The sequence below is a fragment of the Aeromonas sp. TECH754 genome (assembly GCF_056279295.1).
In genome coordinates this window covers 1483416-1496324 of sequence record NZ_JBWBRA010000001.1, presented here as the reverse complement: position 1 = coordinate 1496324, position 12909 = coordinate 1483416, and the positions used below count along the sequence as shown (strand labels likewise).

General features: G+C 55.8%; 15 protein-coding genes and 2 pseudogenes. 8 read left to right on the top strand and 9 right to left on the bottom strand.

What is annotated here, in order from left to right; translation table 11 throughout:
- Positions 1 to 39: 39 nt before the first annotated feature.
- The 3 genes from ihfA to pheS are packed head-to-tail and all read right to left on the bottom strand — an operon-like array spanning position 40 to position 3723.
- The gene (ihfA, locus tag ACZ9IL_RS06560; RefSeq protein WP_005300715.1) at positions 40 to 336 is read right to left on the bottom strand and encodes an integration host factor subunit alpha; all 297 of its coding nucleotides are present in this window, start codon (positions 334 to 336) and stop codon (positions 40 to 42) included.
- 3 nt (positions 337 to 339) lie between these two features.
- Positions 340 to 2727 (bottom strand): phenylalanine--tRNA ligase subunit beta, encoded by a 2388-nt coding sequence (gene pheT / locus ACZ9IL_RS06555; RefSeq protein WP_476002785.1) that lies wholly within the window; start codon positions 2725 to 2727, stop codon positions 340 to 342.
- Positions 2728 to 2739: 12 nt separating this feature from the next.
- Positions 2740 to 3723, bottom strand: coding sequence for a phenylalanine--tRNA ligase subunit alpha (gene pheS / locus ACZ9IL_RS06550; RefSeq protein WP_476002784.1), 984 nt, complete (start codon positions 3721 to 3723; stop codon positions 2740 to 2742).
- Positions 3724 to 4281: 558 nt separating this feature from the next.
- Here pheS and ACZ9IL_RS06545 point away from each other — a divergent pair.
- Positions 4282 to 5003: pseudogene (locus ACZ9IL_RS06545) on the top strand (aldo/keto reductase); the annotation flags it as partial.
- A gap of 279 nt (positions 5004 to 5282) precedes the next feature.
- Here ACZ9IL_RS06545 and ACZ9IL_RS06540 read toward each other — a convergent pair.
- Positions 5283 to 5432: a hypothetical protein gene (locus tag ACZ9IL_RS06540; RefSeq protein WP_476002783.1), complete on the bottom strand. Its 150-nt coding sequence runs from the start codon at positions 5430 to 5432 to the stop codon at positions 5283 to 5285.
- A 94-nt stretch (positions 5433 to 5526) separates the two neighbouring features.
- Between ACZ9IL_RS06540 and ACZ9IL_RS06535 the strand changes: the two genes are divergently transcribed.
- Together ACZ9IL_RS06535 and ACZ9IL_RS06530 are read left to right on the top strand one after the other, a co-directional pair.
- Positions 5527 to 6219: an alpha/beta hydrolase gene (locus ACZ9IL_RS06535; RefSeq protein ID WP_476002782.1), complete on the top strand. Its 693-nt coding sequence runs from the start codon at positions 5527 to 5529 to the stop codon at positions 6217 to 6219.
- Positions 6220 to 6334: 115 nt separating this feature from the next.
- Positions 6335 to 6609: pseudogene (locus tag ACZ9IL_RS06530) on the top strand (IS1595 family transposase); the annotation flags it as partial.
- A gap of 204 nt (positions 6610 to 6813) precedes the next feature.
- On the opposite strand, the gene ACZ9IL_RS06525 reads toward ACZ9IL_RS06530, so the two are convergent.
- Positions 6814 to 7800 (bottom strand): phage integrase, encoded by a 987-nt coding sequence (locus ACZ9IL_RS06525; RefSeq protein ID WP_476002781.1) that lies wholly within the window; start codon positions 7798 to 7800, stop codon positions 6814 to 6816.
- A gap of 282 nt (positions 7801 to 8082) precedes the next feature.
- Here ACZ9IL_RS06525 and ACZ9IL_RS06520 point away from each other — a divergent pair, with 282 nt between their 5' ends.
- Together ACZ9IL_RS06520 and ACZ9IL_RS06515 are read left to right on the top strand one after the other, a co-directional pair.
- A complete protein-coding gene (locus ACZ9IL_RS06520; RefSeq protein WP_476002780.1) occupies positions 8083 to 8268 on the top strand; it encodes a hypothetical protein in 186 nt (61 codons plus the stop codon).
- Between the two features lie 93 nt (positions 8269 to 8361).
- The gene (locus tag ACZ9IL_RS06515; RefSeq protein WP_476002779.1) at positions 8362 to 8616 is read left to right on the top strand and encodes a DUF6868 family protein; all 255 of its coding nucleotides are present in this window, start codon (positions 8362 to 8364) and stop codon (positions 8614 to 8616) included.
- Positions 8617 to 8967: 351 nt separating this feature from the next.
- Here ACZ9IL_RS06515 and ACZ9IL_RS06510 read toward each other — a convergent pair whose 3' ends face one another.
- The 4 genes from ACZ9IL_RS06510 to ACZ9IL_RS06495 form a co-directional block, all read right to left on the bottom strand.
- Positions 8968 to 9855, bottom strand: a complete 888-nt coding sequence (locus ACZ9IL_RS06510; protein WP_476002778.1) for a putative phage abortive infection protein — start codon at positions 9853 to 9855, stop codon at positions 8968 to 8970.
- Between the two features lie 321 nt (positions 9856 to 10176).
- The gene (locus tag ACZ9IL_RS06505; RefSeq protein ID WP_476002777.1) at positions 10177 to 10419 is read right to left on the bottom strand and encodes a DUF8087 domain-containing protein; all 243 of its coding nucleotides are present in this window, start codon (positions 10417 to 10419) and stop codon (positions 10177 to 10179) included.
- Positions 10420 to 10486: 67 nt separating this feature from the next.
- A complete protein-coding gene (locus ACZ9IL_RS06500) occupies positions 10487 to 10912 on the bottom strand; it encodes a hypothetical protein (RefSeq protein ID WP_476002776.1) in 426 nt (141 codons plus the stop codon).
- Between the two features lie 149 nt (positions 10913 to 11061).
- Positions 11062 to 11751: a LexA family protein gene (locus ACZ9IL_RS06495; protein ID WP_476002775.1), complete on the bottom strand. Its 690-nt coding sequence runs from the start codon at positions 11749 to 11751 to the stop codon at positions 11062 to 11064.
- Between the two features lie 122 nt (positions 11752 to 11873).
- Here ACZ9IL_RS06495 and ACZ9IL_RS06490 point away from each other — a divergent pair, with 122 nt between their 5' ends.
- Genes ACZ9IL_RS06490 through ACZ9IL_RS06480 form a run of 3 tightly spaced genes read left to right on the top strand, consistent with a single transcriptional unit; the run spans position 11874 to position 12907 of the window.
- Positions 11874 to 12071 carry a Cro/CI family transcriptional regulator gene (locus ACZ9IL_RS06490; RefSeq protein ID WP_476002774.1) on the top strand — a complete coding sequence of 66 codons (198 nt, stop codon included), beginning with the start codon at positions 11874 to 11876 and terminating at the stop codon, positions 12069 to 12071.
- Between the two features lie 19 nt (positions 12072 to 12090).
- A complete protein-coding gene (locus tag ACZ9IL_RS06485; protein WP_476002773.1) occupies positions 12091 to 12360 on the top strand; it encodes a DNA-binding protein in 270 nt (89 codons plus the stop codon).
- Positions 12361 to 12397: 37 nt separating this feature from the next.
- A complete protein-coding gene (locus ACZ9IL_RS06480) occupies positions 12398 to 12907 on the top strand; it encodes a phage regulatory CII family protein (RefSeq protein WP_476002772.1) in 510 nt (169 codons plus the stop codon).
- The last annotated feature ends 2 nt before the right edge of the window (positions 12908 to 12909 follow it).

Below are 12909 nucleotides of genomic sequence, written 5' to 3'. Positions count from 1 at the left end.
CATCGAAACGCAAAAGCCAGGCGGTTGCCTGGCTTTCTATTACTCGTTGGGTTCAACATTTTCTACCCTGGCCTTGAGCTTCTGGCCAGGCCGGAAGGTCACCACCCGTCGGGCGCTGATGGGAATATCCTCGCCCGTCTTGGGGTTACGTCCGGGACGCTGGTTCTTCTCGCGAAGATCAAAGTTACCGAAGCCTGAAATCTTGACTTGTTCACCGCGCTCTAGCGCCTGTCTGATTTCCTCAAAGAAGGCTTCCACCATATCTTTGGCTTCACGCTTGCTCATCCCGAGTTGGGTGAACAGGTGCTCTGCAATGTCGGCTTTGGTAAGCGCCATAGATCAATCCCTCAAGGATGCATTCAACTCTTCACCGAGGGCCCGCACGACATTGTCTACGGTCTCGGCAATCTCTTTCTCCTCCAGGGTGCGCTGGGTGTCTTGCAGAACAAGACTGATGGCCAGGCTCTTCTTGTCCTCTGCCATACCAGCACCCTGGTATACGTCGAACAAGTTTATTCCAACTAACTGATTTCCGCCAACTTTTTTAATTACCGCGAGGACATCGCCGGCAAGAACCTCCCTGTCAACCACCACGGCGATGTCGCGACGGTTGGCCGGGAAACGGGATACCTCGGCCGCAACCGGCACCTTGGCGGGCATCAGCTTGTCCAGTTCCAGCTCGAACATGATGGCACGGGTCTTGAGACCCAGCTTCTTCTCGAGGCTCGGGTGGATCACGCCGATGTGGCCGATGACGGCGCCATTGCGCAGGATGGCCGCGCTCTGGCCCGGGTGCAGGGCGCTGTGCTCGGTGCGCGCGAAGCTGAAGCTCGCGCCTTCGGCGGTGAGATCCAGCACGGCTTCCAGATCCCCTTTCAAATCAAAGAAGTCGCTACCGCGGCTCTTGATGTCCCAGTGCTCGTCGCTCTGGTTGCCGGTGATGATGCCGGCCAGCATGGGCTCCTGACGGATGCCGTTTTCGGCGCTCACGTCCTTGATGAAGCGCAGCCCCTGCTCGAACAGACGCACACGGCCCTGTTGACGGTTCTGGTTGTAGACTACCGCCTGCACCAACCCCGGGAACAGGGACACGCGCATGGCGGACATCTCGACCGAGATGGGGTTTGGCAAGACGATGGCATCGCTCTGCGGGAACAGGGTCTGCTGGGCCTTGGGATCCACGAAGCTGTAGGTGATGGCTTCCTGGAAACCACGGTCCACCAGCAGATCGCGCACCCGCTTGAGAGTCACCTGCCCCTCGGCCTGCTCCACCATCGCCAGGGAGGCGGCGGGTTTCAGGTTCGGGATGTTGTTGTAGCCGTAGATGCGGGCCACTTCCTCGATGAGATCTTCCTCGATGGCGATATCAAAACGCCAGGAGGGGGCCAGCGCGGTCCAGCCATCGGCGTCCACGGTCACTTGCATGCCGAGGCGAGTCAGGATTTCGAGCACCTGGGCATCGCCCACGCTGATGCCGATCACCTTGTCGAGCTTGGTGCGGCGCAGCTTGATCGGGGCAGCCTTGGGCAGGTGGGCGTCGGACTTGACCTCGATGACCGGACCCGCTTCACCGCCACAGATATCCAGCAGCAGACGGGTGGCGCGGTCCATCACCTTGGCTTGCAGTTGTGGATCCACCCCGCGCTCGAAGCGGTGGGAGGAATCGGTGTGCAGACCGTAGGCACGGGCACGGCCGGTGATGGAGAGCGGCGCGAAGAAGGCGCACTCCAGCAGCACGTCTGTGGTCTCGGTGGAGACACCGGTACGCGCGCCACCGAAGATGCCGGCCATGCAGGCGGGGCCTTGGCTATCTGCGATCACGAGGGTGGTCTCTTTGAGCTTCACCTCGGTGCCATCCAGCAGGGTCATGGGCTCATCGGCCCTGGCGCGGCGCACCACCAGCTCCCCTTCCAGCTTGGCCAGATCGAAGGCGTGCATCGGCTGACCGTATTCCAGCAGCAGGAAGCTGGTGATGTCGACGATGGCGTCGATGGAGCGAATGCCGCCGCGGCGCAGCTTCTCCTGCATCCAGAGCGGGCTCATGGCATGCAGGTTCAGCCCCTTGATGACACGACCGAGGTAGCGCGGGCAGTCCGCCGCTGCCTCGACCCGGATCGGGAAGGTCGCGTCTGTGGTCGCCACCGCTGGCGCCCAGCTCGGCTCGACCACGTCGACGCTGTTGAGCACGCCTATCTCGCGGGCCAACCCGGCGATGCCGAGGCAATCGGCACGGTTCGGGGTGAGATCCACGTCGATGGCGACGTCGTTGAGGTTCAGGTATTCACGGATATCGGTGCCGACAGGGGCATCGCTTGGCAGCTCGATGATGCCGTCCGCTTCCACGTCGATGCCGAGTTCACTGAAGGAGCAGAGCATGCCGTGGGACGGCTGGCCGCGCAGCTTGGCCTTCTTGATGGTGAAATCGCCCGGCAGGGTCGCGCCCACCTTGGCCACGCAGACCTTGAGACCGGCGCGGCAATTCGGCGCGCCGCAGACGATGTCCAGCAGCTCAGCTTCGCCCACGTTGACCTTGGTCACCCGCAGCTTGTCGGCGTCCGGATGCTGGCCACACTCGACCACTTCCCCCACGACCACGTTGTTGAACTGGCCTGCGACCGCCTCGATGGCGTCCACTTCCAGGCCGGCCATGGTGATCTGTTCGGCCAGCGCGTTGTCACTCAACTCGGTGCGGACCCACTCCATCACCCAGGATTTACTGAATTTCATGTTCTCTCGCCCTTACTTGAACTGCTTGAGGAAGCGCAGGTCGTTTTCGAAGAAGGCACGCAGGTCGTTGACCCCGTAACGCAGCATGGTCAGGCGCTCGACGCCCATGCCAAAGGCAAAGCCGGAGTATTTTTCCGGATCGATGCCGACCGAACGCAGCACGTTCGGGTGCACCATGCCGCAACCCAGCACTTCCAGCCACTTGCCGTTCTTGCCCATCACGTCCACTTCGGCGCTCGGCTCGGTGAACGGGAAATAGGAAGGACGGAAACGGATGGTCAAGTCTTCCTCGAAGTAGTTGCGCAGGAAGTCGTGCAGGATCCCCTTGAGCTCGGTGAAGCTGGCATGCTCATCCACCAGCAGGCCTTCGACCTGATGGAACATCGGGGTGTGGGTCATGTCGTAGTCGTTACGATAGACACGGCCCGGCGCTATGATGCGGATCGGCGGCTGTTGCTGCTGCATGGTGCGGATCTGCACGCCCGAGGTGTGGGTGCGCAGCATCAGGTCCGGATTGAAGTAGAAGGTATCGTGATCGGTGCGCGCCGGGTGGTGGGCCGGGATGTTCAACGCATCGAAGTTGTGGAAACCGTCTTCGATCTCTGGACCGCGCTCGACCTTGAAACCCATCTCGCCAAACAGGCGCTCGATGCGCTCGACGGTGCGGGTCACCGGATGCAGGCCACCGTTCTCGATGCGACGGCCCGGCAGGCTGATGTCGATGGTCTCGGCGGCCAGCTTCTGGTTCAGCTCCTGGGCGGCCAGCTCATCGCGGCGCTCGTTCAGAGCATCCTGTACCTGCTGTTTGGCCAGGTTGATCACGGCACCCGCGGCGGGGCGCTCTTCGGCGGACAAGGCGCCAAGCGTCTTCATCTGCTCGGTAAAGAAGCCTTTTTTACCCAGATATTTGACCCGGATCTCGTCGAGGGTCACAACGTCGTTGACGCCCTCAATTTCGGCCTTGGCCTGGCCGACTACTTCTTCAAGCTGTTGCATGTCTTCCTCGTCACCACTCCCGGAACAGGAGCCTGTTAGGCTAAATAAGGTCAAGAGGGGGATAATACAAAAAAAGCCCCTTGGCTGACCATAGTTAAGGTGGGCTTTTCTCCCGAGAAATCATTTTGTTATGACAAGTGGAGTCAATGGTTGCCACGTCCCGGTGGCTGACGGCCATTTTTGCAAAGCCGATGCCCTGCCCGATCACGCTCTAGAATATAGTGCCAAATCAATATGATGGATTTTTTCTCCCCGCCTTCCCCGCAAACCCCCGCTCCTGCCAAGCCCGCCGCCGTCTGATACAGCCGATGAACAGCACGAGCCGGAGCATGCCCCTCAGGCAAACAACCCTCGTCTGTGGGTGAGCTTCACAACCTAGGCCCCTAGTGAAGATAACGCTTAAACCTTGATTCTTTGCCTGATGGCGGCCGGCATCAGGCCGCGAGTGGAAGCTCGCCGATTGATGAGCCCAGCCGATAGGACCCGGTGGATACCGCTATCTAATCCAATGAAAGGTGCCGCGTTATGCTATCTGCACCGCACAGAAAGGATAATGCTATGAAAACTGCCATATTGAACAACGAAAAACCCATGCCCCTGCTGGGTTTCGGGGTCTTTCAGATGACCGATGCGGCCGAGTGCGAGCAGGCCGTGATCGATGCCATCGAGAGATGGCTACCGCCTCATCGACACCGCCGCCTACCAGAATGAAACCCAGTTGGGCAACGGGATCCGCCGCAGCGGGATCGCACGGAACGAGTCGTGCATCACCAAGCTGTGGCGGCAAGATGCCAGTTACGAAGGGGCCAAGGCCCAGTTCGAGCGCTCCTTGAACCGGCTGCAACTGGACTATGTGGATCTCTACCTCATCCATCACCCTGCGGGGATGTGCACTGTGCCTGGCGCGCCATGGAAGAGCTGTATCGGGCGGGCAAGTGCCGCGCCATCGGGGTCAGCAACCTCCACCCGGATCGGCTGGTCGATCTCGTCGCCTTCAACCAGATCCCCCCTGTCGTCAATCAGATAGAGGTGAATCCCCTCCATCAGCAGCGTCACCCCGTGCCCTGGATGCAGAGTCGCGGCATAGTGCCACAGGCCTGGGCCCCTTTTGCCGAGGGACGAAACGGCCTGTTCCAGCACCCGCAACTCGCGGCCATCGGCGAGCGCCATGGCAAGAGCATGGGCTAGATCGTGTTGCGTTGGCTGTTCAGCACGGCATCCCCTCCCTCGCCAAGACGGTGCGCAAGTCACGCATGGCCGAGGACCTCGAGCTGTTCGACCGCGGCGCCAGTGCCTTGATGGCATGGCTCAGGGCGGATTGCGAAACTCCGAGTTTGCCCACCGCCCCAGTTAAAGTTGCGCTCTCTGGCCACGGCATAAAGGGCTGGAGATCATTGAAGTTTTCTTTCAACACGCCCGTTTCCTTGAGTGATCGCAGGGTGTCAGCGCGATAAGAACCGGGCTGTCGATGTCATCGCCATCCCCCTGTTGAGCCATCTATTCCCCATTCACCCGCCTGCTCCTTCCTCTTGCAAGAGGAGACAGGAGGACACTGGTTCTTATCGCCGACAGCCGGGTGCTTGCGCCAGGGACTTGAGCATGGAGCCGGAAGCCACGCTCCGACGCATGTCACCCTTGCCCTTGCTGGTCTGGATGCGGGGAGCCTGGAATGGCAGCAAGCTTGCCGCCAGATCAAAAACCGCTTTCAAGCGCGGCGCAACCCGCAGGAGGGGGCACCACTATACTGGTGTACTGTCAGCGTCCCGCACGTGGCCGCCCGGTTGACATGAGGAGAACCGCACCATGAACGAACAACCCACCATCATCCTGGTACACGGCTTTTGGGGCGGCGCCATGCACTGGCGCCGCGTCATCACCCAGCTGCTTCGCCACGGTTTCACCCAATTGCAGGCGGTTGAGCTGCTCCTGACCTCGCTCGCCGACGATGCCGAGCGGACCTGCAAGATGGTGGCGCAGCAGCCCGGCCCCGTGCTGCTGGTCGGTCACTCCTACGGCGGCGCCGTGATCACCGAGATGGGCAATATGCCGAGCGTCATTGGTCTGGTCTATATTGCCGCCTTCGCGCCCGAGGCCGGCGAAAGCGCCGGCGCCATTACCCAGGCCAGCCCGCCGGCGGCCATGGCCAACATAGTGCCCGACAGCGATGGTTATCTCTGGCTCAAGCAAAGCGAGTTCCACGCCAGCTTCTGCCAGGATCTCACCCCGGAAGAGGCGCAGGTGATGGCCATCACCCAGAAGGCCCCGCTGGGCTCGACCTTCGGCAACGCCATCACGACTCCGGCCTGGCAGCACAAGCCGAGCTGGTATCAGATCTCCAGCGACGACCGCATGATAAGCCCGGACAACCAGCAACGGATGGCAGCGCGGATCCAGCCGCGCAAAACCATCACACTGATGGCCAGCCATGCGTCTTTGGTCTCGAGAGCCGACGAAGTGACCGCCCTCATCATCGAAGCCGCCACCCAGACAAGATGATCCCCATCTCCCCGGTCGTGGCTGCCGGGGGCACTTGCCATAAGAAAGGGCGCTGTCCCAATTACGTGTTGGAAGACTAATCTTGGAGTAGGTCATCACCTTGAGGGCCTCCATCATGGATACCCAAGCCTTCCAACATATCCTTACCCTGTTCCCGCAACTCTCTGTTCGACAACGACATATCGCTCAGCGTGAGTTACAGCAACCCAGTTTGCCTCCTCCCATTAACTCCCTGCTACCGGATTGCCCTGCTTGTCCCCATTGTCATGCACAACCAGACCAGCTCGCACCTTGGGGTTGGAGTCGGGGGGGGGGGGGCGGCGTTACCGTTGTAGACAATGCTTGCGGACCGGCTCTACCTTGACCAAGATGCCATTGGCGCGCCTGAGAATATTGGCCCAGTAATCAGGGGATGAAGAGCGCGATGGCAGAAACAAAAAAGGAGGCCTGAGCCTCCATATAATGGTCATGAAAAACAATTACTTATATTTAAATCAATGACTTATCTGTGACTGCAGGGCACTGAAAAACACCTCTCATGACACCAGTTGGGGCAATTTGTGGACACTTTGCCATTTCTCCCCTCCCCCTGACTCAGGCTGCATCCAGTGGGTTTTCCAGCGGGTTGAACCGCACAGCATCGCTCAGGTAATCCGGTGCGAAGTGGGCATAGGTCATCGTCTGCTGGATATTGTGATGCCCGAGGATCTTCTGCAGCGCCAGTATGTTGCCGCCTGCCATCATAAAATGAGATGCGAAGGTGTGGCGAAACACATGCACCGCCTGCCCGGCTGGCAGGTCAGGGGCGACCAGCTTGATCACTTCACGTACCTGCAGGTAATCCAACTGCCGGAACAACGGTCCCCGGTTAATCCCTTGGGTCATCTCCTGGGATAAGGTTACCGAGAGCGGCACCGTCCGATTCTTGCCGTTCTTGGTGTTGATATAGGTCACCCGGCCGGCGAGCACATCCTCTCGCCGCAGACCCGCCGCCTCGCCCCAGCGAGCCCCCGTCGCCAGGCACAGCTTGACCACCTTCCGGTTATCACCGTCGAGCTTGGCCAAGATGGCTCCTATCTCATCCTGGGTGAGATACCCCATAGGGCGTTCCACCAGTTTGACCTTCTTCATCTCTTTGAGCGGGTGTTCGTGATGATAGTGACCAAGATCGATCAGCACCGAGAATACCCCGCCCAACATCTCCTGCTCACGGTTCACTGTCTTGGGCTGACGCCCCGCCTCCAGCCGCTGGGCCCGATACTCCGAGAATCGTGCCCGAGTGATCTCCCTCGCCAACGGGTTGCGCAATGCTACATCTATATTGTGGAGTTTCTTGCGGACCGTCTCTCCCGCCTTCAGGGTCTGACCATGGTATCGCCACCACAACTCAATTAGCTCCGAGAGCGGGCGGTTATCCGACGGCCGCTCCTGCCACTCCTTGTTGTGCTCGGTGGCGATCACCCAACGCTCAAACTGCTGAGCCTCCGCTCTGGTCTTGAAGCGCTTGCGGATCCGCTTGCCCTCCCGCCCCTGGGGACGGATATCGACCAGGTAACCCTCGGGGGTGGACTTGATGCTCATCGCTTCCCCCTATACAGGAAGGCGCTCACCCACCCCCGCTGCCAGTGCACCGGCACGGCCCCCAACCTCTGCTCTTTGTCGCTCATAGTCCCTCCACCAAACCACTGTGAATTTATACAGCAATCGGTCACCAATGGCAGTGTTTAACAGAGGCCGTCTCATACATAGAGGCAGCCGTAAGTGGAGAAATGAGGGTGGGCTAAACTCAAGATCGACTTGTCCAACTTGGCCGACTCGTTCAGCCAGTCCACTGGGCAAGGCGAAGCAGTAGAGGACATGGTCATGAAATTCTGGAAAATTTGCCTGATAGCGGCCCAACTGATGCTGGCTGCCTGCGCGTCGTCCGGAGGTTCGAGCCCTCCCCCTCCCATGGATAATGGGATGTTTGACGGTGGTTTCGACATTGACAAAGGTGGGGGCATTGATGGCGGTCCGGGCATGGGCGGCGGCCACTACTTCACCTATTAGGCGCCGAGCCGTTCGGCATACTGGGGTGCCCATCATTCCGTGATAACGCTGGTAATGGGCACTTCCCCTGACTGGTCACCATAGGACGCTATGATGGATCTGCAACTGCTCAAGACATTCCTGCTCTGGAACCTCTCCATCAACTATCTGATCATCATCGTCTGGTTTGCCGCCTTTGTGTTTACCCACGACGGAATGTACCGGCTGCACAACCGCTGGTTTCCCCTCTCGGTGGAGCACTTTAATGTCGTCCACTACCTGGGCATATCGATCTACAAAATCGGGGTGCTGCTGTTCAACTTGGTGCCCTATTTTGTACTGCTGTACCTGACAGGGCTGGGTAGCTAACAGTGTCGGATCAAATCGGCACAGGCTGTCTATCAGTCTCCCCTCTGCCTTTCCTGCTTGGGCTTACCAGCACAAATGCTCAAATGCCAGCGCCTCTTCCTTTGCGGCAAACTGCTTACACACTCGGGGTGTATTGGGGTTTGACTTGCCAGATTGCCATTCAGCATAAATCTCAGCGAGCTTTTTTTATTATGTTTCCTATCTATACGGCCATGATCCCTCCAGTAATTGCTAATGCACAGTGATCAAGGTGATTGGAATCATTTGCATTATCTTCCATCATTCATATTTATATATATTTAAACGAAGACTACCAAAATTACAATCCATTTTTTTATAAATAATAAGCCACTAGCCATGGGCGATAGCTAAATAAAGTGACCGAATATCATCCATTGAGTAATTTTTTGCTCTGCCGCCACCAATCCTCCTTAAATTTTCATTCATGCCATCTAGCATGGTAGCTATATCAAGATCATATATGTGCTCAAAAAAAGAATATTTTTCAACAAGTTCTTTAAATTTTTCACTACGCCCATAACACAAACAATTTACGTAGAGCAAAATCAACTCATAGTTTGACAATTGAGCCCGAAGTATATTCGAATAAACCATTTTTTCATCTAAGGTCATATCACTTTTATCAATAAACTTCATGATCTGATATATATATCTAAAGTAATGGCCAATCTGGTCGTAATGTTCTTTCATAAACAATCCATATATAACTCTCAAATGTTCCATAATCATCATGCTTTTATCTTCACTGGTGATCGCAGTTCTTGCATGCATAATTATATTGTTGTGCATTTTAAAAAAACCATTCGCATCCCTAATCCTTGAAGATATCGAATTATGCAATGAAATCATATTGAAAAAGGTATTTTCAAATACCTGTCTTTGCATTGATTTTGTTTGTTGTGAGAGCTGCTCACCCTGATTTTTAATCTCATGTCTTGTAGCTTTCAATTCTTCTCTTGTTGCCTTTAACTCTTCTCGCTGGAGGTATATAGATGTGATAATCCCAATAAATGCCAATGCAGAAAAAAGTGTATTTAATGCACCATAAGAGTCACCAAAAACTCCCATTTCAGATAGTTCTGTGTTATTGAATATGTCTTTGTATTTATAGCTCCAATTTGGATAGAAGAACCATAAAGAAACCACAACAATAAAAACCAGCATGATAAAAAACCATCCCTTAAAAATACTGTCTTCTAGTTCAATATCTTTAGACATTTCAGTCTCCATTATTTATTTAATTTTTATTAAAAAACTAGTTGCAGAATGATTAGTTCACAATAATAGATTTACCCCAAACGACAGAGCTTCGGATTCTAGCGACGTCACCATGTCAATGCAGTGATGGCTGACCGCTTCCAGTAGCCGCTTACCTAGGTTACCTTGTAGGCTGTTTTTTCATCATTCCTTTGGAATATTTCAGATACAAAAACAGGGTGCATTAGCACCCTGCTTGTCTTTTTCTAAATGGCTTATTTTCAGTCATCAGACAGATGTGGTGGGTGCTCTGTCGTTCGGAATAAAAGGCCGGGCTCCTCATCACGACTCCTGATGTACCAGACCATACTCCTCGACCAACGCTTCCCATTGATTGCTATCGAGCTCATCACCGATAGCGGAAGCGTCATCCTTGTGGGCCTCATCGATGACGCTGACGATGTAAAACTCGCCATCATCGACAAAGTCCTTATCTTCTGGACCATACACATCTTCGACAACCAGCCTCAGCCCATCCACTTTCCTGGTGGAAACATACAGTCCAGTTTTAGGTAAAGTTTTCATGTTCTCGCTCCCACCTAAGGATGCCCAGATACCCGGTTATTGTTTAAAAACACACATCATTCGAGCATCATACCGACGACCCTGCCGAATCTTTTTCCGATTCAGCATTAGGCAATGACTGACGCCTCTGCCCCAGGTCAACATTGATGTCTCTGACATCAGCCTCCCGGAGTTCCTTTGCAAGAGCGATCGCGCTCTTTGCACTTATATGGTTAAGTTCAACTGTCCTGTCACCAACACGGTACGACAGGCTGGCACTGGAATAACGGTTAATCAGGGCTATCAAGACGCCGCATATCTCCCCAACCTGTACCGGATTTTTGGATATCCAATCGAAGATCTCGATGAAATATTGCGCCCCTTGGCTAAATATCGGGACGGGCTGATTAGCCTCAATCGGTAGATCTTTCAGCAGATCGGTCAGAGGCGTATGATCATTGCCACGCACATACAGGATCAGACTTCCAGGTTCTTTATAACGAAAGTGATTCATAGATTATCCACTTACCACGAGGTTTACATGACTGAACTGGCGATAGCCTCCGCCCATCTCATCGACGCATTTGCATACATGATTGAAATGCTCAGCTTCCCGCTGATGGTGTTTATTCTGTTGAAGGCAATGAAGAACTAAGCACAAGTTCACCCGCCCCTCTTGAAGAAACTGCGGTGCTCGACCACGACCCCGATGATGCTGATCTGAGTTTGGTCAGTGCTGAGGGTTTCGTGGTCTTCGTTCAGGGGGACCAGCTCGAAGCGAGGCTGACCGTTATCGTACTCACCGCGCGCCCGGTATTTCTTGAATGTCGCTTCATCGCTGCCGTTGCTGGCTACCACGAAGTCACCAGGGCGTGGGGTTTCGTCGGGATCGACGATGATGAGATCACCCTCTTTGAACTGGGGAGACATGGAGTCACCGCGCACCCAGAGGCCGAAACCACATGGCCCAACCTCTACCCCTGCCGTCACATACTCGACGTTGCCATCGAAGGCCGTCGCCTGATCGCACATCTCCCGCCAATGACCCGCCTGCACATAACTCAGCACCGGCACCCGCGACCCTTGCGGGATTACGGCTGGCTCGACGTTGTGGTAACCAGGTATCGACTTTGCCGTCGGTAGCACTGACGAGCTGCCATCGCCTGCCAGTAGCCAATCAACTGTAACTCCCAGTGCATCAGCCAAGTCATTGAGATAGCGGCCTTTTGGTTCTGCACCGCCCCTCTCCCAATGGCTAACGGCCACCCTCGTTACACCAACACGGGCAGCTAACTGTTCTTGTGTAAACCCACAGGCTGATCGCCGGGTTTTAATCCGTTCGCTTACGTTCATGTAAGAGAGATTACACCTTAAGTTTCGTAACTTGATTTACCTTTGGCGTAAATTAACTTGCTCTTATGCGTACAAGGATCGTAAAGTAAGTTTCGTAAGTTAATTAACCAAGGTGGAAACATATGAAAACGGCAGATGCAGTTGCCCATTTTGGGGGGATTACCCCTTTAGCAAAGGCAATAGGAGTAAAGACACAAGCGATATCTCAGTGGAAAGAGAAAGTCCCCGAGTTGCGCTCCTACCAGATCGAGGTAATGACCGGCGGCAAGTTAAAGGCCGACCCGAACATCAACCCACAACAACCCACTCCCCGCGTCTGACCCTTCAAAAGGATTCGCCATGGTCACTCGATCCAAACCCATCCGCATTCCCAGCGACGTGCGTCAGCTACCGCTCGACTACCCCTTTGGCAACCGCATCAGCGAGAGCCTGGAGGAATATGCCAAACGGCAAGGCATGACCCTCGGGGCTATCCAGAAACGCGCCGACCGCGGTCAGTTACCCATCCTGCAAGATGGCCCGGGCTATCCCCGCGAGGTCAATCTCTATGCCCTCTTCCTGCAGGCCCGCTATCACGCCGAGCGCTACATCACCATGACGGTCGCGTGAACCCGTGAACACCATAACGGGCCAAGGAGAACGACACATGTTTATCGATTGCGCCAGCAAACATCCGCACTGGGTCAGCGCCTGCCAACGCTTTGCGGCTAACCACAATGTGGCCGAACTCGCCGACAGGGCAGGCATGAACCCGCAGACCCTGCGCAACAAGTTAAACCCCGATCAGCCCCATGAACTGACGGTGGCCGAGCTGATTACCATCACCCAGGCGAGTGACGGCGATGAAACCCTGTTCGACGGTGCCCTGTTCTGCTGTGGCCTGACTGCGGTCGCCATTCCCCAAGCCGAGCGGGCACCGTCCCTGCCCCATCAGGCCATCAGCCTCAACGCTCAGGTGGCCAACATCGGCCAGCGGGCACTGGAGCTGACCGACCGCGGCCGCATCACTCGCTCTGAGCGCAACACCCTGGTGAGCGTGGCCACCTCGGCCATGGGATCACTTGCCATCTTGATCCACGACATCGAGGCCCGCTTCCAGGCGGTACCAACCCTGGCCTGCGCATCAGACATCCTGATGCAGGCCGCGACCATGTAAGG